The 26,901-nt window shown below is 44.1% G+C and carries 23 protein-coding genes; 6 read left to right on the top strand and 17 right to left on the bottom strand.

All coding sequences use genetic code 11. The features are described 5' to 3' along the window. Positions 1–155 precede the first annotated feature (155 nt). The 4 genes from FHW89_RS24210 (at position 156) to FHW89_RS24225 (ending at position 4,994) form a co-directional block, all read left to right on the top strand. Complete coding sequence (locus tag FHW89_RS24210) at positions 156–800, top strand: TetR/AcrR family transcriptional regulator (RefSeq protein WP_172337636.1); 645 nt, start codon at positions 156–158, stop codon at positions 798–800. Between the two features lie 68 nt (positions 801–868). Then, positions 869–2,245 carry a TolC family protein gene (locus tag FHW89_RS24215; protein ID WP_253952313.1) on the top strand — a complete coding sequence of 459 codons (1,377 nt, stop codon included), beginning with the start codon at positions 869–871 and terminating at the stop codon, positions 2,243–2,245. Positions 2,246–2,271: 26 nt separating this feature from the next. Further along, positions 2,272–3,333 (top strand): HlyD family secretion protein, encoded by a 1,062-nt coding sequence (locus FHW89_RS24220; protein WP_172337637.1) that lies wholly within the window; start codon positions 2,272–2,274, stop codon positions 3,331–3,333. A gap of 113 nt (positions 3,334–3,446) precedes the next feature. Beyond that, positions 3,447–4,994, top strand: a complete 1,548-nt coding sequence (locus FHW89_RS24225) for a DHA2 family efflux MFS transporter permease subunit (protein WP_172337638.1) — start codon at positions 3,447–3,449, stop codon at positions 4,992–4,994. Between the two features lie 264 nt (positions 4,995–5,258). Here the strand turns inward: FHW89_RS24225 and FHW89_RS24230 are convergent, their stop codons facing one another. Further along, positions 5,259–5,843, bottom strand: a complete 585-nt coding sequence (locus FHW89_RS24230) for a carboxymuconolactone decarboxylase family protein (protein WP_172337639.1) — start codon at positions 5,841–5,843, stop codon at positions 5,259–5,261. A 141-nt stretch (positions 5,844–5,984) separates the two neighbouring features. Then, on the bottom strand, positions 5,985–6,530 hold the full coding sequence (locus FHW89_RS24235; protein ID WP_172337640.1) for a peroxiredoxin: 546 nt from the start codon (positions 6,528–6,530) through the stop codon (positions 5,985–5,987). Between the two features lie 189 nt (positions 6,531–6,719). On the opposite strand from FHW89_RS24235, the gene FHW89_RS24240 reads away from it, so the two are divergent. Together FHW89_RS24240 and FHW89_RS24245 are read left to right on the top strand one after the other, a co-directional pair. Next, positions 6,720–8,639 (top strand): WG repeat-containing protein, encoded by a 1,920-nt coding sequence (locus tag FHW89_RS24240; protein WP_172337641.1) that lies wholly within the window; start codon positions 6,720–6,722, stop codon positions 8,637–8,639. After that, positions 8,636–9,268, top strand: a complete 633-nt coding sequence (locus FHW89_RS24245) for a DUF2306 domain-containing protein (protein ID WP_172337642.1) — start codon at positions 8,636–8,638, stop codon at positions 9,266–9,268. The genes FHW89_RS24240 and FHW89_RS24245 overlap by 4 nt, the downstream gene beginning before the upstream one ends. Before the next feature lie 115 nt (positions 9,269–9,383). Here the strand turns inward: FHW89_RS24245 and FHW89_RS24250 are convergent, their stop codons facing one another. From FHW89_RS24250 to FHW89_RS24320, 15 genes are all read right to left on the bottom strand, one after another. Next, positions 9,384–11,006: an NADP-dependent glyceraldehyde-3-phosphate dehydrogenase gene (locus FHW89_RS24250; protein ID WP_172337643.1), complete on the bottom strand. Its 1,623-nt coding sequence runs from the start codon at positions 11,004–11,006 to the stop codon at positions 9,384–9,386. 133 nt (positions 11,007–11,139) lie between these two features. Further along, a complete protein-coding gene (locus tag FHW89_RS24255) occupies positions 11,140–12,057 on the bottom strand; it encodes a metallophosphoesterase (RefSeq protein ID WP_172337644.1) in 918 nt (305 codons plus the stop codon). 98 nt (positions 12,058–12,155) lie between these two features. Then, the gene (locus FHW89_RS24260) at positions 12,156–12,398 is read right to left on the bottom strand and encodes an Atu4866 domain-containing protein (protein ID WP_172337645.1); all 243 of its coding nucleotides are present in this window, start codon (positions 12,396–12,398) and stop codon (positions 12,156–12,158) included. Positions 12,399–12,400: 2 nt separating this feature from the next. Then, positions 12,401–13,243 carry an SDR family oxidoreductase gene (locus FHW89_RS24265; protein ID WP_172337646.1) on the bottom strand — a complete coding sequence of 281 codons (843 nt, stop codon included), beginning with the start codon at positions 13,241–13,243 and terminating at the stop codon, positions 12,401–12,403. Positions 13,244–13,283: 40 nt separating this feature from the next. Then, the gene (locus tag FHW89_RS24270) at positions 13,284–14,015 is read right to left on the bottom strand and encodes an SDR family oxidoreductase (RefSeq protein ID WP_172337647.1); all 732 of its coding nucleotides are present in this window, start codon (positions 14,013–14,015) and stop codon (positions 13,284–13,286) included. Between the two features lie 35 nt (positions 14,016–14,050). Further along, the gene (locus tag FHW89_RS24275; protein ID WP_172337648.1) at positions 14,051–14,887 is read right to left on the bottom strand and encodes an SDR family NAD(P)-dependent oxidoreductase; all 837 of its coding nucleotides are present in this window, start codon (positions 14,885–14,887) and stop codon (positions 14,051–14,053) included. Positions 14,888–15,289: 402 nt separating this feature from the next. Continuing rightward, complete coding sequence (locus FHW89_RS24280; protein ID WP_172337649.1) at positions 15,290–16,189, bottom strand: AraC family transcriptional regulator; 900 nt, start codon at positions 16,187–16,189, stop codon at positions 15,290–15,292. 613 nt (positions 16,190–16,802) lie between these two features. Then, entirely contained in the window at positions 16,803–17,534 is a 732-nt protein-coding gene (gene pgl, locus FHW89_RS24285) for a 6-phosphogluconolactonase (RefSeq protein ID WP_172337650.1), read from the bottom strand. 230 nt (positions 17,535–17,764) lie between these two features. After that, positions 17,765–19,282, bottom strand: coding sequence for a glucose-6-phosphate dehydrogenase (zwf, locus tag FHW89_RS24290; RefSeq protein ID WP_172337651.1), 1,518 nt, complete (start codon positions 19,280–19,282; stop codon positions 17,765–17,767). A 138-nt stretch (positions 19,283–19,420) separates the two neighbouring features. Continuing rightward, positions 19,421–20,842: an NADP-dependent phosphogluconate dehydrogenase gene (gene gndA, locus FHW89_RS24295; RefSeq protein WP_172337652.1), complete on the bottom strand. Its 1,422-nt coding sequence runs from the start codon at positions 20,840–20,842 to the stop codon at positions 19,421–19,423. Positions 20,843–20,995: 153 nt separating this feature from the next. Beyond that, positions 20,996–21,622: an HAD family hydrolase gene (locus FHW89_RS24300; protein ID WP_172337653.1), complete on the bottom strand. Its 627-nt coding sequence runs from the start codon at positions 21,620–21,622 to the stop codon at positions 20,996–20,998. A 7-nt stretch (positions 21,623–21,629) separates the two neighbouring features. Beyond that, positions 21,630–22,727, bottom strand: coding sequence for a transaldolase (gene tal / locus FHW89_RS24305; RefSeq protein WP_172337654.1), 1,098 nt, complete (start codon positions 22,725–22,727; stop codon positions 21,630–21,632). Positions 22,728–23,203: 476 nt separating this feature from the next. Continuing rightward, positions 23,204–23,911, bottom strand: a complete 708-nt coding sequence (gene rpiA, locus FHW89_RS24310; RefSeq protein ID WP_166092991.1) for a ribose 5-phosphate isomerase A — start codon at positions 23,909–23,911, stop codon at positions 23,204–23,206. 126 nt (positions 23,912–24,037) lie between these two features. Continuing rightward, positions 24,038–26,041, bottom strand: coding sequence for a transketolase (gene tkt / locus FHW89_RS24315; RefSeq protein WP_172337655.1), 2,004 nt, complete (start codon positions 26,039–26,041; stop codon positions 24,038–24,040). 23 nt (positions 26,042–26,064) lie between these two features. Next, on the bottom strand, positions 26,065–26,814 hold the full coding sequence (locus tag FHW89_RS24320) for an ROK family protein (protein WP_172337656.1): 750 nt from the start codon (positions 26,812–26,814) through the stop codon (positions 26,065–26,067). Positions 26,815–26,901 lie beyond the last annotated feature (87 nt).

Consider the following 26,901-nt stretch of genomic DNA (forward strand, 5'->3'; position numbering starts at 1 on the left):
GGACAATCCATAATAGCTGCAATAACCTAAAATTTCGGCTGATTAGTAAAACAAATCTGTCATTCATGAGTAATCTTAATCAAGTGATTAGCTTTTTGGCCAAGATCACTATGCTTTAATCAATCGTTTGATTAATTTTGTGCCGTTAAAAAAAAATGGACAAAGATAAGATAGATAAAAAAGACCACATCCTGGACGTAGCCGAGCGCGTGTTTTCAGAGATGGGTTTTGACGGCTCTTCCACCCGCATGATCTCGGGCGAAGCCGGCGTGAACATGGCCATGCTCAATTATTATTTTGGTTCAAAAGAAGGTTTATTCCTGGCAGTTATTGAACGTAAGATCACTTCGTTTCAAAATATACTGCAAATTTTAGGTAACGACGAAAGCATCAGCTCCTGGGCAAAAATAGAATCATACATTGATATCTATGGCGAACGGGTAGTGAACCATAACTGCTTCCAGAAATTACTTTACCAGGAACTCACCATGAACCGCCGCACTGAGCTTGCCGAAACGATACGCAACATGTTGATGAAAAGCGTATCCGAACTGTTCAGGATAATACAGGAAGGAATAGATAATGGTGAATTTCGTAAAGATACCGACATGCAAATGGTTGTATCTACGCTTTACGGAACCAAAAACTTCATTTTAAATACCCCGCTAATGTCATCAACCATGCTGGGGTACGATATACAGGACGAAAAAGTGCTGGAGGAACAATTTAAGCCCCGTATTAAAAAATATTTAAAAACCCTCTTAAAAGCGTACTTAGTTAATGAAACCATCATGAGCTAAAGCTCACCAACCGAATGTATAAAACGGCTCATGATAGCTTCATTACCTTTAAAAAACAAATTGCTCCAATGAAAATGACAACTCTAAATAAAAAACCCAAGCACCTATCACTGTTTAATGCAGTGCACCCCTTCTGCCTGTATGCTGTTACGTTTGTAATAACAGCTACGCTATTTGTGGGAACCGCAAACGCGCAGGACAGAACCATCACCCTGGATGAGGCTATAAAACTTGGTCTGGATAACAGCAAGACTTTAAAGCTTTCACAATCAAAAATTGACCAGGCCGTTTCTGAATACAATCAGGCTAAAGACCAATCGTTGCCAACCGGTAAAATAAGCTATGGCTACACCCATGCCGAGATTCCGGCCAACAGGCTGGCTTTAGGTCCCGAAAGCTTTAACTTACCAAACAGAGCTGACGCTTACCTGGGTATACTGACCTTGAATCAAACCATTTTTGAAGGCAATAAGTTGAAGTATGCCCGCCAGTCGACCGATCTGTTAACCCAGGTTGCCCGTTTGGATGTGGTGAACGATAAAGATCAGATCACTTATGACATTATCAGCTCTTACTACAGCTTGTATAAAGTACTGCAAAGCAAAAAGGTAGTTGCCCAGAACTTAACCACCGTTGACGCCCAGATAAAACAAGCGCAAAGGTTTTTTGAGCAGGGACTGGTAACTAAAAATGATGTACTGCGTTTTCAACTGCAACGATCAAACATTGAGATTAACGGTGTTGATCTGGAAACTAATCGCCGCATTGTTAACTACAATTTGAACGTGCTGTTAGGGTTACCAGAAGGCACACAGCTCAACATTGATCAGATAACCGAAGCCGACAGGCAGATTGCTCCATTCAGCAATTACCTGGATACCGCTATGAGCAACAGGCCCGAACTGCAACAATTTGATCTGCGTACCAAAGTAGCCGAAACAAACATTAAAAGCATCAAAGGTAATACGTTGCCTACACTGGCAGCCTCTGTTGCAGGCTATTATGTAGATGCCAATATCAACCCTATACCTAAAAGCGGCAACTACATTACACCGCTAACAGGTGGTTTAACCCTGTCATGGAGCTTTAGTTCATTATGGACCAACAAAAACAAGGTTACCGAAGCCAAGATACAGCGCGAACAATCTGTTATCAACAAAAACATCATGGTTGACCGTATCAAGGATGAAGTGAACCAGGATTACCAGAACTATACTTCGGCTTTAAACAAGATTAAACTTTTACAGGTAGCTATTGAGCAGGCCGGTGAAAACAATAAAATACTGGAATCGAAATATAAGAGCAATATATCATCAGCTACAGACCGTGCCGATGCCGAAACATTGCTTTATCAGGCACAGATAAACCTGGAACTGGCTAAAGCCGATGCAGGTTTGGCTTACTATACCTTATTAAAATCAACTGGAAAAATTAACAAACAATAATACTAAACCAATCAATACTATATACAATGGCAAAGGAACAAGAAACACAGGAACAAGCACCAAAAAAGAAACCGAATAAAGTTATTCCGATTATATTAGGCGTATTACTTATTGGCGGTATCATTTTCGGTATCAAAGAATATATATATTTCGGTAAACACATCGATACTGATGATGCGCAGATCGACGGCGATATCAGCCCGGTTGTTACCCGCGTTGGTGGTTATGTAGATTCGATATATTTTGAAGAAAACACCCACGTAAACGCCAACCAGGTACTGGTTAAAATAGATGACCGCGACTATAAAGTTAAACTGGAGCAGGCACAAGCCGCGCAGGTGGGTGCAAGCGCAGGCATTAACGTAAATCAATCACAGATCTATGCTAACGAAGCCAACTCATCAAGTGCAAGGGCAGAAGTTGCTTCAAATGTTGCCAAGTTAGAGAAAGTGCAAAAAGATTACGTGCGTTATGCCAACCTGGTAAAAGATGGTTCGGTAACCCAGCAACAATTTGATCAGGTTAAATCTGATCTGGATGTGGCTAAAGCTAACCTGCGCGCCTCACAAGATCAGTACAAAGCCGCCCAGGAACAAATTGGCACCACACGCAGCCAGTTAAAGGTTACCAATACCGGCGTAAATCAAAGACAGGTTGATATTGATTTTGCTAAACTGCAGTTAACCTATACCACTATTAAAGCGCCTGCAGGTGGCCTGGTATCTAAAAAAAGCATCCAGTTAGGGCAATTGGTGCAGGCTGGGCAAACACTGTTCTCGATCATTAACGATAACAGCCTTTACATTACCGCCAACTTTAAAGAAACTCAGCTTACTGATATGAAAAGCGGCCAGAAAGTTGACATTGAAGTTGATGCTTTCCCGGATATGAAACTGGAAGGTGAAGTTTACAATTTTTCGCCTGCTACAGGTGCTAAATTCTCTTTACTGCCACCAGATAACGCTACCGGTAACTTTGTAAAGGTTGTGCAACGTGTGCCTGTTAAAATCAAAATAAAAGGCACAAAAGAACAAATAGAGAAATTACGCCCGGGTATGAGCGTAAATGTATCTGTAATTAAAGGATAATCGAGGATTTGGGATTTCGGGTTTAGGATTTCGGATTTATTATTCTGTTAATTCTTTAATTCTGTAAATTCTGATTCTGATCCAAAGTTTAGGAATTTAGAATTTAATACATCATGGCTGAAACAGGCTTTAAAAAATGGATCATCACGATCACGGTAATTACGGCTTCGTTGCTGGAGCTGATTGATACCACCATTGTGAATGTAGCGTTGCCCAAGATACAGGGTAACCTTGGCGCGACTCTCGAAGACGTTGCCTGGGTGGTTACCGGTTATGCTGTTGCCAACGTAATTGTACTTCCGATGTCGGGATGGCTCGGCAACCGTTTTGGGCGTAAAAATTATTTTATAACATCAATTATCGTTTTTACCATCGCTTCATTCTTATGCGGTAATGCTACAAGCCTTGGCGAGCTGGTATTGTTTCGGATTATACAAGGTATAGCCGGGGGCGGTTTGATATCAACCTCACAGGCTATCCTTATAGAAACCTGGCCGCGCGAGCAAATTGGTACAGCTACAGCTTTATTTGGTTTAGGCGCGGTAGTGGGGCCAACTGTGGGCCCTACCATAGGTGGTTATATAACCGATCACTTAAACTGGAGCTGGATATTTTATGTAAACATCCCGGTAGGTGCCGTAGCCGCGTTTTTTGCTTATACCTTTGTGCGCGAAACCCCTAAGGATGCGAAAGGAAAACCGGTAGACTGGTGGGGCATCCTCTTCCTGGCCATATCTGTGGGTAGTTTACAAACCATCCTGGAAAAAGGTGAAACCGAAGATTGGTTTGCTACAACCTATATTACTGTACTTACCATTACCGCCATATTGGGACTGCTCCTTTTTATATGGCGCGAAATGAGCATAGATTACCCGATAGTAAACTTTGCCATATTAAGGCACCGCAGTTTCGCGGTAGGTATGTTCACCTCTTTCATTCTCGGATTTGGATTGTACGGGTCGGTATTCGTGTTCCCGGTATTTTGTCAGAATCTGCTTGGTTTTACGGCACAACAAACGGGCGAGATCTTGTTTCCGGGCGGGTTATGTACCATTATCATGATGCCGTTCATCGGTAAAATGCTTAATAAAGGTATCCCGGCACAGTTTATGGCTACGGCGGGTATGTTCCTCTTCTTTGTATTTACTACCATGCTCAGCAATTCAACGCTGGCGGTGGGTACAGGCAACTTTTTTATACCATTGGTAATACGTGGCGTAGGTATGGCGCTGTTATTCGTACCGCTAACCACGCTGGCTATTGCCGATCTGAAAGGTGCCGAAGTTGGACAGGGAACCGGCTTAAACAACATGATGCGCCAGTTGGGCGGTTCATTTGGTATTGCTACCCTTACCACTATTATTCACGTTCGGCAGGGGGTGCACCGTAATAATTTGTTAACCAATATTACGACAACCAACCCTGCCTTTACCGAGCGTTTTAATGCTTATTTGCATGGCTTTATGGCCAAGGGACATTCCTTAATAGATGCTACCCGCATGGCTTATGGAGCAATTGAAGGTGCCGTTACCCGGCAGGTATTGCTGTTAACCTATGATGATGCCTACTGGATATCAGGGTTGGTGATGCTATTCTCGATACCGTTACTCTATCTGCAGCCGTTCAAAAAAGCTGTTAAAATGCCGGTCGACGCGCATTAATAAAATGATAAAAGCCGTTCCTCTATTACCAGGAACGGCTTTCCCCAAAAAAAATTAACAATTAAAATTTAAGTACTGCCCCCAGTAAACACTTTGCTTTATGAAAAGATTCCGCAGATCCAGGGGGCGTTTAATCTTAGGTATAAATTTAGAAGTTTTTAATTAACAAACGCAAATTTAATTAAGCAATTAAGCATAATTTATGAAAAAGGCATGAAATTTTTAAACCTCATGCCTTTTTTTATTAAATCCTGACTTATTCGTTCAAAAAATCACCTTACCGGCAGATGTTACCAATGATGCGATACGTACCGCGTCAAAAATACGCTCTTCGGTAGTAGATAATTTGATCAGTGAATCCTCATGAGCGTTCACACACATCTCGCAACCATTAACCGCGGATATAGCCAGACTCATTAATTCAAAAAACTCCTTGCCGGTTACCGGCTTCATCATCAGCTGCATGCGGATACGGGCCGGGATCTGCGTATATTTCTCTTTCTGAGTAAAATGCCTGAACCTGTAGAATACATTGTTTGAAGCCAGCAAAGAGGCGCAACCAACGGCTTCTGCTACTTCTGCAGCATCAGCGCCTTGTTCCCGAGCATACCTGGTAAAAAACACGGTAAGCGGTGTATTGTTATTATTAACAGCGGTGCTTAAACCCAGCAGTGCGCACTCTTTAGTGCTTAAATGAGCCGAGGTAAGGGTGCTCGTAAAATTCAATTTCAAATCACGCAGATAACGCGACTCGCCTTTTTCCAATAGGGTAAGGGCTTCTGTTCTGTAGTTTTTATCTACTCCAATACTCTCCAGCAGTTCCTGGATCACTTCGGTACTTTCGTTCATGTCTTTTATGCTTAAAGCTAAAAGCCGAGGGCCTAAAGCTCTGATTAAATGATGGCTGCAAAACAGCTTTCAGCTTGTATAAATGGTATAAAAAATCCCCGCACAAGTTTGCTGTACGGGGACGTATCTTATATATCGGTATTAAACGGTAAGGGTTTCTTGTCCTTTTTCCCAGTTGCAAGGGCAAAGCTCATCTGTTTGCAAGCCGTCAAGTACGCGTAAAACTTCGTTAACGTTACGGCCAACGCTTAAATCATTAACTGATACCCAACGGATGATACCTTGAGGATCGATAATGAAAGTAGCACGGTAGGCAATTTTCTCGGTTGGCTCTAATATACCCAGATCTTCTGCCAATGATTTTGAAGTATCAGCAAGCATCGGGAATTTCAGGTCGCGCAGGTCGTTATGATCACGTCTCCAGGCAGCATGTACAAATTCAGAATCTGTAGAAGCACCAATTAAACGGGTTTCACGATCACGGAACTCGCCATAGTTTTTGTTGAATTCAGCAATTTCTGTTGGGCACACAAAAGTGAAATCTTTTGGCCACCAGAACATTACAGTCCAAACGTTATCGTCATTCACCAGGTACTCAGAAGTTAATGTTTCAAACTCTTTACCTTTTTCAAGACTTACCACAGCGGTTTTAGAAAATTGAGGGAATTTTTGTCCTATCGTTAACATATTAGCTATTTTATTATTATTTATGCAACAAAGATACACTTTTTAAAGAAAGCTATTAATTCTAAAAATCTATACCGTATCGATTTTTTCTATATATGATCTATATCATATCATGCTATTCTATCCCCCTGACCTTCATCGGTTTTCGACGATTTTTTTCTATTAAAAAAAATACTTTACCTTGGTTGTATGAAAACTAAACCTGTAATCATAGTAGTAGCCGCCGTGGTGATTTTGGTATGCGGCTTCCTGTTTATCCGTAGCAAGTACCTAAGCAAGCCCGAAAAAGGCGAAATAACCCAGTTCTTAAACGCCTTTAACGCGCAGATAAAGGCTGGCAATATTGATTCGGCAAGCCTTTATTTTGAGGCAGATCAAAAAAGTGGCCGGCTGGTAAAAACCCTGCTTAAAGTGCTTACCAATAAAACCAACACCGGCGGTAAAGAAACTCCTATCTTTAAAGTAAGTTTAAATACCGAAGATGCGACAGTTAAATTTGTAAACCCCGAACTGGCCACTGCAAATATCACTGCAAATTTCAATCATGATGCGCTGAAGGCAGAAAAAGCAACCCTTGTATTTACTATTCACAAAACGGGCAGTCATCAATATAAAATAAGCCAGGTAAATGCCACCAATTTTGTAAAAGGCTACATTGCTTTTCAAAACAAAGTGATCAACAAAACCATACCCGAAAAAGATATTTATGACCCTATCACCCTGGCAGCCTTTAAAACAGCCGATCAATTAAAAACCAAATATGATACCGTGTTGTGGTTTGAGCATATAAATGGCAAAACCTATTTCTACGTATCAAAAAGCCCGCTTGAAAAGGAAACTTATTGGGGAGCTGACAATAAAGATGGTAAAGTACCTACCCACCAGATGGCCCTTTTAAATCCTGAGCTTAAGGAGATCATCCCGCCGGAGTACGACCTGATACACAATATCGGAGGTACCGTAGATGGCCTGATAGAGGTTGAAAAAGGCAGTAAAAGAGGCTTTTTTGACTTGACCGGCAAATTGGTAGTACCTGTGGATTATGATCAACTTTATCCCCTGAGCGATGAGGAGAACCTGGCGTTACTCAAAAAGCAGGACGATTATTTTTATCTGAAAAAAGATCTGACTGTAAGCGAAAAGCTAACTGACTTTAAAATAGCCGATGTTTTATCTAAAATAAAGCTCTACGGATCATCTGTTAAACTTTCAGACAAGAGCTCAAAGAACATTATGGAATACAATAGCAGAGAAAGAACCTCCTCTATATTGATACCTCCCTCTTATTTGACCGATTGGCAGATCACCTCCAAATTGATCGACTTCCAAAATCCTTTAAGAAAAGGGGTAAAAAGTATGGATGAGGGCGATGGTGAGGGCAGTTTAAGTTTGGCTATTACCTTTGGCGGGACAAAGCAACCAGGTGATAATTGGTTTGAAAGCGCTTTTTACTCTATTGCAGATGACTACCTGGGCGGGCGGTCAGGTCTGTACACCACCAAGGAAGTGCTTTTGGTTGACAAAAAACAAAACCGCATATTAGGTTTTAATGCAAGCACTTACATGGGCGATGGTGAAGGTGGCGGTGCCTTATCCGGTCCATGTAATGAAAATACATTGAGGGCTATCAACGATTCGTTGTTTGAGTTTAAAACCACATCGCAGCTTTATCAGCCCCTGTTAGACACTACTGAAACCCTGGACGAAGGACCATACTACCATTACCTGCAAATAAAAGATGGTAAACTGGTACCCGCATTTCAAAAGGGCGACCGCATATTTCCAACACAATATGTAAAACTGGATGATTCTTATCTGCAAAACTGTTATGTACTGTCGCACTATACTAACAACCAGTCCACAAGCAGAACCGTTGACCATGTTACCCCGGCCATCTTGCAGCTGATGAAAAATGAGATCTATGCATCGTACCAGTACAAATTTAAAAACCAACGCTGGAACGACGTATTTATGAACAAATTTAACAGGTACGAAAAAGGCAATCTAGCAAACGTTGATGATTCCCTTACCGTTATTGATAAGTACAATATCAGCTTTATCAACAGCAAACTAAACGCGCAAAAAGGCAATACGCTTGCGGCTAAATGAGTATTACCGTGCGCTTATTACGGTATTTTGCTTTCTTCTGGATCGCGGTATTGAGCCTGGGAACTCTTTATCAATATCTTGACTTTAAGCAGGATACAGTCTTTTTAGGTTTTAAGCAGGCGGCCATTAAAACAGGCTGGTATATGCCGGCCTTTTATTGCCACATTTTTGGCAGCAGCATTATTTTGCTGGCCGGCTTTTTCCAATTTTCAAAAAAGGTGTATAACAACCGTCCCTTGCATAAGGCGCTAGGCAAACTATACGTTTTTGGTGTTTTGTTTTTCGCAGCACCTGGCGCGTATGTCATGACACTATTTATTAACCGGGGCAAGGGCGTATTCGCCTCCTTTTTAATACAAAATACCTTGTGGGTGACTTTTACCTTATCCGCTTTCCTGCTGGTGAAGAACGGCGAGATAGACGACCACGTTAAAATGATGCGCCGTAGTTACGCACTGGCCTTTGCCGCGGTAACGCTGCGCTTTTATATTTGGCTGTTCACCGTTTTAGGCAACGGCGTAAACTTTGAGAACAATTACCTCATTATCGCTTTTTTAAGCTGGGTGCCTAATTTAGTGCTGGTGGAACTGATTAACAAGTATTCTAAGTCTCCTTACGAAATAATATAAAGCCATGTCATTGTGAGCGATAGCGTGGCAATCCCCTCGCTTGTTCATTGGATAAGAATAGCTACGAGATTGCTTCGTCGTTCCTCCTCGCAATGACATGGTTCAAATTTGGGCTCTACAGTATAAACTTCGTGCTCAGGAAATTGGAATCGCTGCTGTTCACAATTTCGTTGATGATCTGTTTATTTGTTTCGTTCAGTTTGGTAGCCACCAATGAGCGGATAGAGAATGCCCGTAGCGCGTCAAATACAGAAAGCGTACCCTCGGCACTGTCTTTACGACCGGTAAACGGAAACACATCTGGCCCACGCTGACACTGGCTGTTGATGTTTACCCGGCTCACCAGGTTCACAAAAGGATCAATCAACGACGAGATCTCCTGCGCATCGTTACTGAATATACTCACCTGCATACCATGCGGCGAATCGATCTGGTATTCGATCGGTTCTTCTATCGATTCAAACGGGATAACCGGGATAACCGGGCCAAACTGCTCTTCGCGATACAGCTTCATTTTTTCGTTCACCGGGTAAACTATAGCCGGGTAATAGAATGAAGCTACGCTTTCGCCGCCATTTTCATTGATGATTTTCGCGCCATGGGTTATGGCATCGTCCACCATTTCTGTTAATGATTCGGCTTTGTTCAGCTCGGGCATGGGGGTCAGTTTTACGTCCTTATCCCATGGCAGGCCAAATTTTAGTTTGGATACGGCATCGCTGAGTAGTTTCAAAAACTCATCGGCAATATCTTTATGTACAAATATCACTTTGATGGCTGTACAACGCTGTCCGTTAAATGAAAGGGCGCCCAAAACACATTCGCTCACGGCCAGTTGCAAATCGGCATTTTTGGTAACGATAGCCGCGTTTTTCGCATCCAGGCTTAACACCGCCCGTAAACGGTTTATTTTAGGGTGGCGCTTTTTCAGATCGTTGGCCACTTTGCTGGAACCAATAAAGGCCAGTACATTTACCTTACCGGTTTGCATCAAGCCAGGTGTAACCACCGCGCCACGACCATAAACCGTATTCACCACACCCTTAGGAAACGATTCCTGGAAGGCTCTTAACAGTGGGTAATGCAACAGCGTACCATGCTTTGGTGGTTTAAATAAAATGGTATTGCCCATAATAAGGGCGGGGATCAGGGTGGTAAAAGTTTCGTTAAGCGGATAGTTGAACGGCCCCATACACAGCACCACACCCAATGGCGAGCGACGGATCTGGGCTATCAGGCCTTCGGCCATTTCAAAGCGGGATGATTTACGGTCGAGCGCTTTCAGGGCATCAATAGTAGCGTTGATGTATTCGATGGTACGGTCGAACTCTTTTGCTGAGTCGCCATATGATTTACCAATTTCCCACATCAGGAGCTTTACCACCAGGGTGCGCTGCTCAATCATTTTGTAGATGAAACGTTCCATGCATTTGATCCGTCCATCAACACTCATGGTAGGCCATTCGCCGCGACCATTGTCGTAAGCTTTAATGGCTGCCTCCAGGGCGTCGTTAGCTTCGGTTTCGGTACAAACAGGGTAAGTACCTATTAGCTTGCGCTTAAACCCATCCGGGCCGGGAAAACAAACAGGCGAATACACCTCGGTCACAGGCCCGTTCCAGGGCTTCATCTCTCCATCACACAGGTATTCACGCTGATGCACTTCTGATATCTGGAATTCGGCCGGTATCTGGCTTTCCTCCACGAATATCGAACTGATCTGTTCTTGAAAACTCATATTTTAATTGGTGTTTGATTTCTATAAAGGTAAAAAAAGCCCGCTTTTATTAGCAAGACTTTTTATTGCGATATGCATTATTAACAATTCCATAATTTAAAACGCAACAACGGTATCGGAATCTACCTTTTTATTAATGGCTATGGACATAAAAAATCAATCCATCAGTAAAACCCGAAAAATCTTTTTTTAACTGTCGCGAAACAACCTTTACCGAATCACGGGATGGCTCTGCTTCCAGATAATGGAACATAGGTTTATAGTTTTCCGAAATATCGGGTGTTTTCATCTCCCGGGACAAGGGCTGATGCGGACCTCCGCCACCGCCTATCACCAGGAAATCTTTACCCCGCACCTTAAAATGTTCAAAATTATGGGAGTGCCCCGACAGAAAAAGTATCCCCTTTTTGGAGCTTACAAAAGCAGGAACGAATTTTTGCTGTACCAGGTCTGCCGGCGCCACTACTTTGCTGTTAGTATAAGGGGAATGATGGCAGCCGACGATAACCCATTTTATCGCCGCGTCTTCATCTAAGCGATGCATCGTATGAATATACCAATCATCCTCCTTTTTGATAAGGGAATCGGGCATTTTACTAAAATTGGAATTCAGTAAAACCACCGCAAACGAATCAACTACCTCTACATAACCTGCAGGATCATGCATCGGGAATCTCGATTGAAATTGCGTGGCTCCCTTGCGGGCGTTGAGCATGAGTTCGTGGTTTCCCAATAGGGCATAAACCGGGATATGATTTTGGCTGCATGCCAGGAGATAGGCATCCATTTTTTGCCATTTGCTGTTTTGGTAGCCCAAGGATACCACATCGCCCAGTATAAACAGGCTTGAAGGATGAGTATTGACAATGTCCTGGAAGATGAGTTCTGTTGCCCTGGTATTGTGCTGCAGCTTGCGGATCACATGCTCAACCAGCAGAGGCGCTTGCGTATCGCTGACAAAAACTATGGCTGGCCTTTTATCCTGGGCCTGAACTGGGGCAACAATCCCCAGCCATAAAATATACACGCAGAAATTACGCCATTTGATCATGCTACCTGGCTGTATTTTAATAGGATACCTTTTGTGAAGATACCATAATATTAAATACAATTAGTTAGCCTAATGGTAAGCCCGGCATAGCCGGGCTTTTAAGCCGATTCTTTATATAAAACCATGCCCGCATGGTAAAATACATTGCCATCAAAATCGCCATCGGCAGTAAAACCGGTATCGTCCAGGTATTCGATATGTTTACCCCTGATACTGTAAAAGCCGGTGTAGGCTATTTTACGGTTACCGCGGGCCTCAACATAGCGGCCGTTTGGTAATAACTCGTGGCGTATGTAACCATCACTTGTTACCCAAACGCCTATATGCTGATCCTTTTCCATATTTATACTATTGCTGTTGAGGTTGTTAATTCTTTCCAGGTTTCCAGGTCGCCCTGAACAAAAGCTATCTTGTTATTTGCTGCATTGTAGGCATCTTCACCCAAAAACAAATTAACTGGTGGGTTTTCGGCCTGCACAATAGCTATCATAGCATCTGCTGCTTTATCCGGATCTCCGGCTTGCTGCTGATTCAGTTCGTTTTGGTGCAGATCCTGCGAAGCGCGCACGTTTTGGTAAGCATTTATCTGGTGCTTTGGCACCACCAATGAACCTTCTGACAGAAAGTTGGTGCGGAAATAACCCGGTTGTACTATAGTTACCTTAATACCAAATGGCCTCACTTCCTCGGCTAATGACTCAGAAAAACCATTCACCGCGAACTTGGTAGCGCAATAGATACCAAAACCCGGGAAGCTACCCGTAAAGCCACCAATAGATGATATATTGAGAATATGACCCGATTGCTGTTGGCGCAGGTAAGGCAACGCTTTACGGATCACATTCAGGGAACCAAATACGTTTACATCAAAATTGTCGCGAGCTTCCTGATCGGTTAATTCTTCCAGGCCGCCAACCAAACCGTAACCCGCATTGTTCACCACCACATCGATCTTGCCAAACGTGCTGATCGTTTTTTCAATGGCTTCCTGTACACTTTCTTCGTTTTTGATATTCACGGCCAACGGCAAAAACTGCTCGCTATGGGTGTCAACGGCTTTGCTCAGATCGCTCAGGTTTCTGGAGGTGGCAGCTACAGAGTAGCCTTCGTTTAATAATTTTTTTACTAAGGAGAGTCCCAGTCCTTTGGAGGCTCCGGTTACAAACCAAACTTTTTTATTGCTCATTTTCTTGTTTTCTAATTGTTTAAAATATTACTGTTATTGCTTAACGGGTTTGCCCCAGCGGTCGTAATACCAGATCGTTAATAACCACATTGCCCGGCTGACTGATCGCATAGATCACCGCGTCGGCAATGGCTTCTTCATCCATTTTGGGCATGTTTTGCAGGTTACCATAGATGGCTTTGATCTTAGGGCTGGTAATATCATGCCCCAATTCAGATTGTGTAGCACCCGGGAAAATAGTAGTTACTTTAATGGTTTGTGCTACTTCCTCACGCAGGCCTTCCATAATAGCCCGCACCGCGAATTTGGTACCCGAGTACACGCCAATTCCGGGAGAAGTTTTTAGGCCCCCTACCGATGAGGTTGACAGGATATGCCCTTGTCCGCGTTGCAACATGTGCGGCAGCACCGCGTTGATGCCATACAATACGCCCTTGATGTTAATATCGATCATCCGGTCCCATTCTTCCACTTTTCCCTCATCAAAAAAGGAGATCGGCATCACACCGGCATTGTTCCACAGCACATCCACATGGCCAAATTTGTCAATAGCCTGCGCAATCAGATTATCCAGATCGGCACGTTTGCACACGTCTGTTACTACATACAGGGCGTTTTCCCCTAATTCGTTTACGAGCGTTTTCAGCTGATCTTCGCGACGGGCAGCCAAAACAACTTTGGCGCCCAGCTGTGCTAATTTGCGTGCCGCAGCTGCACCGATGCCACTGCTGGCACCGGTAATTACAATAACCTTATCTTTAATATTTTCCATTGTTTTATAGGCAGATATAGGGCTTGCAGGTATTATTAAAGATCAGTTGAGCAGGTGAGCTCCTCCCACTCGTGAACCTCTTTGTATAGCGAATCCAGTTTGGCTAAAGCCCGGTTGTAGGCATCGCCGCCCAAAAGCAAGTACAGCGGAGGATTTTCCATACCGGCAACTTTAATGATAGACGCGGCAGCTTTTTCGGGGTCACCGGCCTGCTCGCCATCCATTTTCAGGTATTTGGCATGTGTTTCCCGTACATCCACATAATCAGCTATCGGGTTTTCGGTGATGCTTAATGAATCAGGTGTCAGGAAACTGGTTCTGAAAGCACCCGGTGCAACTACCGTAACTTTAATACCGAGAGCTTTTACATCAGCTGCCAATACTTCAGACAGACCGATCACCGCGTATTTGGCAGCACCATAAATGGCCCAGCCTGTTCCCGGAGCAATGCCGGCTATAGACGATATATTGATGATATGACCTGAGCGTTGTTTACGCAGATAAGGCATTACAAACCTGATGACATTTAAGGTAGCGAATACATTTACGTCAAATGCTGTGCGGGTTTCTTTATCGGTCAGTTCTTCGATTGCGCCGCCGATGCCATAACCGGCATTGTTGATCACTACGTCTATCTGGCCAAAAGTTTCATGGGTATGCTGCAGGGCCAATGATACACTGGCTTCGTTCACCAGGTCGACTTGCAGCGGTAAAAAATTATTGTTGGTGTTGTTAACTGCTTTTATTAACTCATCCCTGTTTCTGGAGGTGGCGGCAACAAGCTGACCAGCATCCAGTAATTGTTTCACTAAACTGAGCCCAAATCCTTTGGAGGCGCCAGTGATAAACCATACTTTTTTGTTGTTGTCCATTTTTTGTTCTAATTGATAGAACAAAGGTAGGGTGACAGGCAGGCCTTGGCATTACGTCAATCAAACCAATGGTTACGAAATTCAAACAATTTGAAATCTTCCCTGATATTTTGTTTTTGTTGTGAATGGGGAGATATAGCGCAGTTATAACAAATATAACGAATTGTGGTGATGAAAACAAATGGACTATAGTAATTCGAAATAGTATATGGCAGATGACTCACGGCTTACGTTTCGCCGAAAGGAGAGTAAAAACTACGTGCGTCATTGCGAGCGCAGCGTGGCAATCCCCGACTTACAGAGGCGCTCTGCATATTGGGGATTGCCACGTCGTTCCTCCTCGCAATGACGCGCAGAAACAAGAGGCCTGTAAGCAAATTGATTCATTGCGCCGTCCTTTACTTACACGTTCCTGAACGACGACGGCGTGAGTTGGGTTTGTTTCTTGAAAAAGTTATTGAAATGTGTAGGCTCTTCAAAACCCAGGCAATAGCCTATTTCGGATATGTTCCAGTCGGTGTGTTTGAGGAGTGATTTGGCTTCGCTGAGCAAACGCTCGGCAATATGGTCGGTAGTGGTTCTGCCGGTGGTTTCGCGGATGGCACGATTGAGGTGGTTTACATGTACCGACAGCTGCTGCGCGAAATCATTGGCTGAGCGCAGCGAAAACCTTTGTGCGGGGTTCTCTATCGGGAACTGACGCTCCAGCAGTTCGGTAAATACCGAAGTAATGCGGCTTTTGGCGTCGGCATGTTTGTATACGTTTTCTGATGGCTGCGTTTTGAGGGCGTAATAGGCCATTTCGGTTACGTAATTGCGGATCAGGTCATATTTAAAATCGTATTCAGAACCTATTTCATCCAGCATTTTGGTGAATAAGCCGGTCACGTACCTGTCCTGATCGTCATTCAAATTATATACCGGCTTGGCACCCAGGGCAAACATCGGCAGTTCACTTAAGCCACCCCGGAACCGTTCGGTAAAGAAAGCTTCGGTGAAGATGCAGAAGAAACCCGTACGGTCATCAGACAGATGCTCAAAAGTATAAGGCACATGCGGACTAAAAAACAGCAGCGAAGTGCCCGTCAGTGTAATGCTTTTATCGGCATAATGGATAATGTTATCGCCGCGCATCAAACTCACCTTATAAAAGCTCCTGCGGCTGTAAGTAACCGGCTTGGCGTTGGGGCCAATACAGTCCTCAATCCTGAAAACGTTAAAGTGACCGATGTTCTGCTGCAGGTTATTGGGCAGCCAGTCAAATTTATTCTTGTAAAACTCTTCGAGTGTTTCTGTTGCCATACCCAAAGTTACAAAATTCAAACACAGGCACAAATCAGCATTGTCTACAAAAGGTCATTTTGACCCTGTATTTTAACAAATTTTAACACTTTTTGAGCCGTTTTTGCTCCAAACTCATTCAAAAACCCTTCGTTTTAATCCATTTTAACAAATTTTAACATGGTTTTAGTTAGTTATTGATGAGTTTGGAATAGGGTCAGGATATTTTAGAGATTACAGCATGAGGAAGACTTACTTGTTTGCGAAACCCCTTCCTCCCCTTCCCGAGGGAAGTAATCGCACGGGCTGTTGCCTTGCCGGATCAATTTTGCTTGCGCTCTTTTGCAACCACAGGTGTTGGGAAGACGTAAAAAAAGCGGTGGGCAGTGCGATTCCCCTCTTGAGAGGGGTGGAGGGGTGTGTTCTTCCGCTTCATGAACACACCCCTGCTACTACACAATTCACTGCGCCCCCTCTCAAGAGGGGAACTTAACAAAATATTTTCTTCAACTTTGTGCTCCTTTGCAAACGAGCGCAAGTAAGTAACGCACAAAAAAAGAGACGCATGTGATGCGTCTCTACAGTATTTTTTAATCCGGGAAATCCCTTAATCTATCAAATCGGGGTTCAGGTATTACTCCTGCTCTTCCAGATTGGCCGCGGCGGCTTCGTCTAAAAACCATAGGGTTTCGCCGGCAATGGAATCGATCAGCTGTGCTGGATATTCTTCAATATCCTCGTCATCTTCCAGTACATGGTGTACCGCGATGGCTTTACCTTCGCCATAAACCAGGAACGCGATATGACGGCCTTCGTTGATCAACGGAGCATTCAGTGTAATGCGCCATACCTGCTGATCTTCCAGCCAAACTTCTTTTACGCCCACTTTGGTATCATGCAATACCGGTGTGTGCGGGAACAAGGAAGCCGTGTGCGAGTTATCGCCAAGACCAAGCAGTACCAGGTCAAAACTTGGCTCATCTTCATCAAAAAAGGTGCTGATCAGGTTCCAGTATTTGGCCGCCGCTTCTGCAGGTTCAAAGGTAGTATCAACAGCAAATACATTGGCCGGACTAATCAGCAAAGGCTCAAACAAGGCTTTTTTAGCCATCAGGTAATTGCTGTCCTTATGATCCTGCGGTACGTTACGCTCATCGCCAAAAAAGAAAAATACTTTTTCCCAGTCCAGCTGGTCGGCGTAGGATGTAGATGCCAGCAGCTCATACAATTTTTTTGGTGAACTGCCGCCCGACAGGGCTACGGTAAACCTGCCTCTTTCGGTGATGGACTCGTTACCTATTTTAACAAAATAATCTGCCAACCCGGTTAGTACCTCATCAGCAGTATTAAAAATATTTAATTTCATTATTAGTGCATTAATAGTGTTGAGACCTAATCATTAAGTCTTTATGACTATGAATTTTAGACTTATATTAAAGAAAACTATGTCATTTCGAACGAGGTACGAGGAGAAATCTTATACGTTATGCTATCATTTACAGCATTGAGCAAAAGATTTCTCCTCACCCCATCACACTATCCATCTCTGTTCGTTCGAAATGACATTTAGAGTTTTTATCTGAAACTCCTGTTTTATTAACTTTTCTTCCCATTTACCGGCAGGGTGAACCAGGTAAATCCGTCGCGGGCAATTAATGCTTCGGCGGCTTCCGGTCCCCATGAATCGGCAGAATAGTTAGGGAAATTCAGGCTCTTTTTATTTTGCCAGGTGCTCAGGATCGGCATAACCAGCTCCCATGCAGCTTCTACCTGGTCGCCACGCATAAACAGGGTTTGATCGCCCAGCATGGTATCCAGTATCAGTGTTTCATAAGCTTCGGGGGCCTGGTTGGTATAGGTACCTTTGTAATCAAATACCATATCAACGGCGTTCAGCACCATATCAATACCCGGGCGTTTGGCCTGCACCTGTAAACGAATGCTCATTTCGGGCTGTATGCTGATGATGAGCCTGTTTTGCTGCCAGCTTTCGGCGGCTTCGGTCGGGAATATCAGGTGAGGCACATCCTTAAACTGGATGGTAATAACCGATGACGGCTGGTGCAATCTTTTACCTGTACGTAAATAGAACGGAACACCCTGCCAACGCCAGTTATCAATAAAGAATTTGATGGCTGCAAAAGTTTCGGTATTTGATTCCGGGTTTACTTTTGGTTCTTCGCGGTAGCCGGGAACTTCCTTCCCTTTCATCCAGCCGCTGCCGTACTGGCCCCTAACGGCCGAGTTACGTACATCCTCCGGGCTAAACTTGCGCATAGCCTTTAATACGTCAACCTTACGGTCACGCACTTCGTCGGCGCTAAAGCTAACCGGTGGTTCCATAGCTATGTGGCAAAGTAATTGCAACAAGTGGTTCTGGATCATATCGCGCATAGCGCCCGATCCGTCATAATAATCACCACGTTCTTCCACACCCAGTTGCTCGGTAACCGAGATCTGTACGTGCTCAATATAATTACGGTTCCACAGCGGCTCCATGATGGAGTTGGCAAAGCGGAAAGCCATAATGTTCTGAACGGTTTCTTTACCCAGGTAATGGTCGATACGGTAGATCTGTGATTCATCAAAAATGCCCGACAACAGCTTGTTCAGCTCTTTAGCGGTTTCCAGATCGTGCCCAAATGGTTTCTCGATGATGATCCGTACGCGTTTTTTATCGTCGGCCAGTTTGGCTTTTGATATGTTCGAGGCGATGATCGGGAAGAAGTTTGGCGCTACAGCCAGGTAAAATATAACGTTGGCTTTAGCTTTCCAGTCGGTGTTATGTTTCTCGATGCGTTTGCCAAACTCTTTGTAAGTTTCAAAATCGTTAGCATCCGATACCTGATAATAAATGTTTGCCTGGAACTCGGCCCATTTTTTCTCGTCAACTTTGCCGCTGCGCGAAAACTGGTTGATATCGTTATGCAGGTTCTCGCGGAATTGCTCGTCGGTAAGTTTGGTACGACCGGTACCTATAATGGAATATTGTTTTGGCAGCCATCCATCTAAAAATAGATTATACAGGGCCGGCGCAATTTTCCGTGAATTTAAATCCCCCGTGCCACCAAAAATGATGAATATAGTAGGATCTGATTTAGTTTGTGTGCTCATTGCTTTTTTATTTAGAAGCAAGAATTAAGAGTCAGGAAACAAGATAACAACAATAAAAATTATTATGCTGATTTTTTCTTGATTCTTATCTCTTGATTCTTGACTCTTATTTCTTGATTCTTATCTCTTGATACTAATTCACTCCGCTGCCCATTGTGTGTGGAAGGTGCCTTCTTTGCCGATCAGCTCGTAGGTGTGCGCGCCGAAATAGTCGCGCTGAGCCTGGATCAGGTTGGATGGCATCCGCGCACTGCGGAAAGCGTCAAAGTAACTTAATGATGCGGCGTAAGCTGGTGCAGCTACTCCGGCAGCAATAGTTTTTGACAATACTTTTCTGATGCCCGGCACCACGCTTTCTACAATCGACTGTACGTTTGAATCTAACAGCAGGTGTTCCAGTTTGGCATCTTTTTCGTAAGCTTTGAAAATATCGTTCAGGAATTTTGAACGGATGATACAGCCGCCTCTCCAGATCTTGGCAATCTCGCCCAGGTGCAGGTCATAGTTATACTCTGCCGACGCGTTCGACAGCAAATGCATGCCTTGCGCGTAGCTGATGATCATGGTGAAATAGAAGGCCTGCTCCAAAGCTGCTACCAGTTCGGCTTTATCAGCATCCAATACAATTGGGTCTTTGGCGTACAATGCAGCCGCTTTTTCGCGCAGTTGTTTGTATTTTGACAGGTCGCGCATAGACACCGCGGTATCTACCGTAGGGATAGGGGCCTGCAGGTCCATAGCCACTTGCGATGTCCATTTACCGGTACCTTTAGCACGGGCCTCGTCCTTAATATCATCCAACAATAAATGATCGGTGCCCGGAGCTTTGAATTTGAAAATATCCTTGGTGATATCCAGCAGGAATGATTGCAGACGACCTTCGTTCCACTCGGCGAAAATTTTACCGATCTCGTCGTTATCCAGTTTCAAGCCTTTTTTCAGGATCTCGTAGGTTTCGGCAATCAGTTGCATAATACCGTACTCGATACCGTTGTGTACCATTTTCACAAAGTGACCAGATGCACCCGGGCCAATATAGGTTACGCAAGGTACGCCATCAACTTTGGCGGCAATGGCCTCAAAAATAGGCTTCATTACGTTGTAGGCATCTTTATCGCCACCCGGCATCATGCTCGGGCCACGGCGTGCGCCTTCTTCGCCACCAGAAACACCCATGCCAAAGAAATGCAGGCCAATGGCTTCCAGTTCTTCTACACGGCGGTTGGTATCGGTAAAGTGCGAGTTACCACCGTCGATCAATATATCGCCTTTCTCCAATAGCGGAGTCAGTTCTTCAATTACGCTATCCACAATTTTACCGGCCGGTACCAGCATCATGATGGCACGCGGCGTGGTTAAACTCTGGATAAATTCTTTTACATCGCTAAAACCTTTAGCGGCACGGTCGCCGGCTTCTTCGTTCAGTGATGCTACTTTGGTGGTATCTTTATCATGCCCGGCTACTGCAAAACCGTGGTCGGCCATGTTTAGCAGCAAGCTGCGGCCCATAACACCCAGGCCTATCATACCGAAAGCATATTTATTGTCTGTTGCGCTCATCTTTAATGGTTCATTAGTTTATTTGTTCATTAGTTCATTGGTACTTGTTTAATGGTTCATTAGTTTATTTGTTGGCTCATTAGTTTATTGATCATTGGGCTTTTCCAATGATCATTATTAAACTATTCACCAATGAACTAATGAACCACTGAACTAATGAACGTTATTTTCTTTTTTCAGATCTTCTAGTATTTTTTTGGTGGTTTCGAAATCGGTGTGCTGGAACGCGCGGATCCCCAGTTTCTGGGCCGTGTTCACAAACATGATCCTGTCGTCAAAATACACGCATTGCTGCGGCGAAGCCTGGGCAATACCCATAGCCAGCTGCCAGATACCCGGATCGGGCTTGCGCATTTTAACCTCGCACGATGACACAAAAGCATCAAAGCACTCATGCAGCTTGAATTTCTTAACCCGGTAATCGTTCAGTTCTTTGCCTTCGTTGTTGAGCGAAATAATGCGGAAACCGCAATCTTTTTTCCACTCCTTAAGCCAGGCCAGTGTATCGCCTAACACAACTGATTGAGAAAACATGAACTCTTTAAAATCCTCGCGAACAAAATCGCGGGGATGGTTAAAAATTACCGTATCCAGGTATTCGTCGAGCGTGATGCTGCCAATTTCATATACGTTGAATACAAAGTTGTGCAGCTCATTCACTTCGGCATGATCGAGCCCGAATTTTTCGCAGGCCAGCTTACGCGAATCGCGCCCCCAACCGTTGGTGAGCAAAATGCCACCAACGTCAAAAAAGAGGATTTTAATATTTGCTGCTTCCATGGTGCAATTAGCTTACTTTGCTTTTTTGCTCCTCGATAGCGTTCAGTAATTTTTCAAATGGCTTGTTGAATTTCTCGATGCCTTCGTCTTCCAGTTGCTGGGTGATAGCGGCAAGATCGATACCTAAGCTTGGCAGTTTAGCTAAAACTTCAGTGGCTTTATCTAAACCGGCTTCTAAAGTATTAGCAGCAATACCGTGATCACGGAAAGCATCAACAGTTTCCAATGGAACGGTATCTACAGTGTCCGGACCAATCAGGGCCTCAACATATTTGGTGTCTTTGAAAGCAGGGTTTTTGCTGCCGGTACTTGCCCAAAGCAAGCGTTGTGGCTGAGCGCCTTTGGCGGCCAGTTTTTTCCACCTTTCGGTGCTGAACACTCTTTTGTAAATTTCGTATGCTTTTTTTGCTGACGCGATAGCAACTTCGCCAACCAGGTCTTTTTCGCCTTTAGCTTCCAACAGCGGATCAACAATAACGTCGATACGGCTCAGGAAGAAACTGGCTACTGATGCGATGTGCGCGATCTCGTGACCAGCAGCCAAATGATCCTCTAAACCAGAAATGTAGGCTTCGGTAACAGCTTCGTAACGCTCTAAACCAAATAGCAAGGTTACGTTGATGTTGATACCTTTAGCGATCGACTGTCTGATAGCAGCTAAACCAGGTTGTGTTCCCGGAATTTTGATCATTACGTTGTTACGATCAACTTTTTTCCAAAGTTCTTCGGCTTGTTTAGCGGTACCTTCGGTATCCAAAGCTAAAAACGGAGAAACTTCCAGACTTACATAACCGTCAACTTTGTTTGATTCGGTGTAGATACCTTTAAACAAATCGGTTGCCTGCTGGATGTCTTTTACGGCGAGACCAAAAAACAGCTGCTCATTGTCGTCAGTAGTTTTTGACAATTCAACAATATCATTATCATAATCCGAGCTGCTGGTGATGGCTTTTTCAAAAATGGCCGGATTTGAGGTTACGCCTCTAACGCCATCTTCGTCTATCAGTTTTTGTAACTTTCCGGATGCCATGATCTCCCGATCAATAAAATCAAGCCAGATGCTTTGTCCGAAACTATGTATTTGCTTTACATTATTAGTTGCCATTTTATTAGGTTGTTTTAAAGTTCAAAATTCAATTTATGAGGTAGATGTATTTATTGTGCAAATGGCGGTTTCACCTCCCCAACCGCCTGCATTTGTATTATAGGTTAAAGTTCCTAATTTATATTGTAAAATAGGTAACCTGAGTATCATTTAGCCTCAGCCTCACCTAAATCCTCTCCAAAGGAGAGGACTTTGCTTTGCAAGTTTTTCAAAGCCCCATATATTTAAAGCCCTCTCCTTTGGGGAGGGTTTGGGTGGGGCTTTCATCCCCGTTGTTTGTGTCCTCACAAACAACTATTCCTGATTGCCTAAACGCGGGTTGTTTGTGTCCTCACAAACAACGAGAGAGACTGTCACCCTGAGCTTGTCGAAGGGGGGTGCGCAGAGGCCACTACACCATGCTTCGACAAGCTCAGCATGACACCCTTTTTCTTTTCAAAGTCCTTGTTCCTTACTCCCCAAATCCTTGCTCTCTCCTATGTATTCGATGCAACCAAAATTTGCAGGTTGTAGCCTATAAAAAGACCGCTTTCAATAACGCCTGTGATTGATTTGATATCCCGCTCCATGGTGCTGCCAATCTCATCAAATTTGCAATCCAGTATCATGTTGCCGTTCTCGGTAATTACAGGCCCGTCCTTTCCCTTTGCCGGGCGAAGCAGAATGTCGTTAGCGCCTAATTGCTGCAGTTCTTTTTCTGCATACAACAAGGCCTGCGGAAATACCTCAACCGGAACGGGAAAATTCGCGCCTAATTTAGTCACCATTTTCGAATCGTCAACAATAATATAGCTTACCTCGCTCGAGCTGATGAGTAGTTTTTCCTTAAACATAGCCCCGCCGCGACCCTTGATCAGGCTGTTGTTGGGGTCAACTTCGTCAGCGCCGTCAAACAGCCAGTCGGGCTTGTTTTCATACAGGGATGTTAAAGGCACGCCCAGCTTACTGCAAAACATGGATAGCTCCAGCGATGTAGGGATAGCTTTTACGTTCAGCTTTTCTTCCTTTATCCGTTTGGCTATAGCTACAAGGGCCAGGTATGCGGTTGAGCCCGAGCCCACGCCCAGGATATCGCCATCCTTTACCTTCGCGGCAATTTCATCGGCCACCTTCTGCTTACCGCTGATGTGGGTGATCTCCGACGACCATTCCAGGTTTGTGATTAAATTGCTATTCCAATCCATTTTTTATTAGTATCAAGTAATTAGTATCAAGTATCAAGACTTTTCATTGTCCTTTTAATTAGTACCAAATATCAAGATGTAAAACATTTTCTTGATACTTGATACTAACTACTTGATACTAAATCACTATAAAAGTGCTTTAGCGCGGGCTACTACGTTTTCAACTGTAAAACCAAAGTGTTTGTACAGGTCTTCTGCAGGTGCCGACTCGCCAAAGGTGGTCATGCCCAGCATATCGCCTTCGTCGGTAGTGTATTTATGCCAGCCCATTGGGGATGCCATTTCTACAGCTAAACGTTTGCGGCTTGCTTTTGGTAATATTTTTTCTTTATAAGCAGCATCCTGTTTCTCGAACAGCTCCCATGATGGGAAACTTACCACGCGTGTGGAGATACCTTCGGCTTCCAGTTTTTCCTGGGCCTGCATAATCAACGATACTTCAGAACCGGTTGCTATCAGGATCAGATCAGGGCCTTTGCTGCCTTCTGATACAATGTAAGCGCCTTTTTCCAGATCGCTGGCTTTACCATATTTATCCTGATCAAGGATAGGTAAGCCTTGGCGGGTGAACACCAGCACAGTTGGGCCGCCTTTTTTCTCGATAGCCACTTTCCATGCAAATGCACTTTCGTTAGCATCAGCCGGACGGATAACCGTTACGTTAGGGATTGCACGCAAGGTTGATAAATGCTCGATAGGCTGGTGGGTTGTACCATCCTCACCTAAACCGATACTATCATGGGTATAAACAAATATCGGGCTGATCTTCATAATGGCTGCCAAACGGATCGGCGGGCGCATATAATCAGCAAATTGCAGGAAGGTAGCGCCAAACGGCAGCAAGCCTTTTGTTAAAGCCATACCATTCAGCGCCGAACCCATGGCATGCTCACGGATACCAAAGTGGAAGTTACGGCCATGCCTGTCTTCAGATGTAAATGAAGTATACTCTTTCAGGTTGGTTTCTGTTGATGGCGCTAAGTCGGCCGCGCCACCGATCAGGTTAGGCAAAGCTGGGGCAATGGCATTTAATACTTTACCAGATGCCTGGCGGGTTGCCATTTTGGGGTCAGACCCTTTAAATACCGGCAGCTTATCGGCCCAGCCTTTTGGCAGTTCGCCTTTAAAGGCGGCTTCGTACTCGGCAGCTAATTCTGGATATTTAGCTTTATAGTCGGCAAATAATTTGTTCCATTTTTCTTCTTTGCCTTCGCCTTTTGCGCCTACGCCATTGTAATATTTGATTACTTCATCTGGTACGTTGAATGATTTTTCGGGGTCGAAACCGAAGAACTGTTTAACCAGCTTTATTTCGTCGGCACCCAGCGGCGAGCCGTGTGAACCTGCAGTACCCGATTTATTTGGGCTACCATAAGCGATCAGTGAACGAACACGGATCAATGATGGTTTTTGTGTTTCTGATTTAGCGTTGATCAATGCCAGCTCTAAAGCGTGGGTATCATTTACATCGCTTACTTCCTGTACCTGCCAACCGTATGCACGGAAACGGGCGCTTACATCTTCGTTAAAAGCAATATCGGTGCTGCCTTCAATAGAGATGTGGTTATCATCATACAGGTAAATTAAGTTACCTAACTGTAAGTGACCGGCCAGTGATGCTGCTTCTGATGTTACACCTTCCATCATGTCGCCATCGCTGGTGATAGCGTAAATATTATAGTTAAAAAGGTCGAAACCTGGTTTGTTATAACGTGCTGCCAAATGTTTTTGCGCTATGGCAAAACCTACACCATTGGCAAAACCTTGTCCCAGCGGACCGGTAGTAACATCCACACCAGGAGCTAAACCATATTCGGGGTGACCGGCGGTTTTGCTATTTAACTGGCGGAATTGCTTGATATCATCTAAACTCAAATCATATCCGGTTAAATACAAAAAGCTGTACTGTAATATACAGGCATGGCCTGCCGAAAGGATAAACCTGTCGCGGTTTGCCCAATCCGGGTTTTTAGGGTTGTAGTTTAAAAACTTCGACCATAAAACGTGACCCATCGGAGCCAGCGCCATCGCGGTGCCTGGGTGACCAGAGTTTGCTTTTTGTACTGCATCGGCCGATAATACCCTTACGGTATCTATCGCCAATTTTTCAATGTCCTTAGAATTTTCCATTGTTAATTCGGTATTGTATGATTTTATTTAGTTGGTGTTGCTTTTGTAATTCTGCTCTCCGCGTCAGACAGCCACAGTCTGGAGCCGCCTTTTATACCATCGGCATTGGTCACTATCCTCATATTCTTATCCAGCTTAAAAGTAAGCTTGTCTGAGTTGCCGCCGCCAATATATAAAGTATCGTAGTTAAATACAGTTTTTAAAATTTCAAAAACCTTCTCCATGCGTTTGTTCCATCTTTCCTTGCCATGCTTTTCCAGCGCTTTTTCACCAATGTATTCATCATAATTTCTATCAGTTTTAACCGGTAGTTGCGACAATTCCAGGTGGGGCAATAAATGGCCATCCATCAGCAAAGCGGTACCAAACCCGGTTCCCAGGGTTATTACCATTTCCAGGCCCTTGCCATCAACCACGCCCAGGCCCTGCATATCCGCATCATTTACCACTTTGGTAGGTTTGCCCAATGCCTCGCTTAATTTTTTGCTCAGGTCAAAACCGGTCCATAATTTGGTACCCAGGTTAGGTGCCGTTTTAATAACACCGTTTTTTACGTAGCCCGGAAAACCTACCGATATATAATCATAGGAAGGAAAATCCTTTACCAGGGTTTTGATGGCCTTTATTAAATTTTCGGGACTGGCGGGCGCTGGGGTTACAATTTTATCATAATCCATTTTAAGCTCGCCTTTTTCATTCAGGATGGTGGCTTTGATATGTGACCCACCGATATCGATGGAGAGAACTTTTAACTTAGTTGGCGTGTTCTTCATTCGTATAGATTTACAGTATTTAGGTGAGGGATATCGTTATATATAAACCGGTTAAAAAATCCCGCACGTAAATATCACATTTTTAAT

It is taken from the genome of Mucilaginibacter sp. SG564 (genome assembly GCF_013149275.1).
Taxonomy (GTDB): domain Bacteria; phylum Bacteroidota; class Bacteroidia; order Sphingobacteriales; family Sphingobacteriaceae; genus Mucilaginibacter.

Excerpts from the sequence above, each read along its gene's own strand:
- FHW89_RS24210 (WP_172337636.1), top strand. The coding sequence starts at position 156 with ATGGACAAAGATAAGATAGATAAAAAAGACCACATCCTGGACGTAGCC.
- FHW89_RS24215 (WP_253952313.1), top strand. The coding sequence starts at position 869 with ATGAAAATGACAACTCTAAATAAAAAACCCAAGCACCTATCACTGTTT.
- FHW89_RS24220 (WP_172337637.1), top strand. The coding sequence starts at position 2,272 with ATGGCAAAGGAACAAGAAACACAGGAACAAGCACCAAAAAAGAAACCG.
- FHW89_RS24225 (WP_172337638.1), top strand. The coding sequence starts at position 3,447 with ATGGCTGAAACAGGCTTTAAAAAATGGATCATCACGATCACGGTAATT.
- FHW89_RS24230 (WP_172337639.1), bottom strand. The coding sequence starts at position 5,843 with ATGAACGAAAGTACCGAAGTGATCCAGGAACTGCTGGAGAGTATTGGA.
- FHW89_RS24235 (WP_172337640.1), bottom strand. The coding sequence starts at position 6,530 with ATGTTAACGATAGGACAAAAATTCCCTCAATTTTCTAAAACCGCTGTG.
- FHW89_RS24240 (WP_172337641.1), top strand. The coding sequence starts at position 6,720 with ATGAAAACTAAACCTGTAATCATAGTAGTAGCCGCCGTGGTGATTTTG.
- FHW89_RS24245 (WP_172337642.1), top strand. The coding sequence starts at position 8,636 with ATGAGTATTACCGTGCGCTTATTACGGTATTTTGCTTTCTTCTGGATC.
- FHW89_RS24250 (WP_172337643.1), bottom strand. The coding sequence starts at position 11,006 with ATGAGTTTTCAAGAACAGATCAGTTCGATATTCGTGGAGGAAAGCCAG.
- FHW89_RS24255 (WP_172337644.1), bottom strand. The coding sequence starts at position 12,057 with ATGATCAAATGGCGTAATTTCTGCGTGTATATTTTATGGCTGGGGATT.
- FHW89_RS24260 (WP_172337645.1), bottom strand. The coding sequence starts at position 12,398 with ATGGAAAAGGATCAGCATATAGGCGTTTGGGTAACAAGTGATGGTTAC.
- FHW89_RS24265 (WP_172337646.1), bottom strand. The coding sequence starts at position 13,243 with ATGAGCAATAAAAAAGTTTGGTTTGTAACCGGAGCCTCCAAAGGACTG.
- FHW89_RS24270 (WP_172337647.1), bottom strand. The coding sequence starts at position 14,015 with ATGGAAAATATTAAAGATAAGGTTATTGTAATTACCGGTGCCAGCAGT.
- FHW89_RS24275 (WP_172337648.1), bottom strand. The coding sequence starts at position 14,887 with ATGGACAACAACAAAAAAGTATGGTTTATCACTGGCGCCTCCAAAGGA.
- FHW89_RS24280 (WP_172337649.1), bottom strand. The coding sequence starts at position 16,189 with ATGGCAACAGAAACACTCGAAGAGTTTTACAAGAATAAATTTGACTGG.
- pgl (WP_172337650.1), bottom strand. The coding sequence starts at position 17,534 with ATGAAATTAAATATTTTTAATACTGCTGATGAGGTACTAACCGGGTTG.
- zwf (WP_172337651.1), bottom strand. The coding sequence starts at position 19,282 with ATGAGCACACAAACTAAATCAGATCCTACTATATTCATCATTTTTGGT.
- gndA (WP_172337652.1), bottom strand. The coding sequence starts at position 20,842 with ATGAGCGCAACAGACAATAAATATGCTTTCGGTATGATAGGCCTGGGT.
- FHW89_RS24300 (WP_172337653.1), bottom strand. The coding sequence starts at position 21,622 with ATGGAAGCAGCAAATATTAAAATCCTCTTTTTTGACGTTGGTGGCATT.
- tal (WP_172337654.1), bottom strand. The coding sequence starts at position 22,727 with ATGGCAACTAATAATGTAAAGCAAATACATAGTTTCGGACAAAGCATC.
- rpiA (WP_166092991.1), bottom strand. The coding sequence starts at position 23,911 with ATGGATTGGAATAGCAATTTAATCACAAACCTGGAATGGTCGTCGGAG.
- tkt (WP_172337655.1), bottom strand. The coding sequence starts at position 26,041 with ATGGAAAATTCTAAGGACATTGAAAAATTGGCGATAGATACCGTAAGG.
- FHW89_RS24320 (WP_172337656.1), bottom strand. The coding sequence starts at position 26,814 with ATGAAGAACACGCCAACTAAGTTAAAAGTTCTCTCCATCGATATCGGT.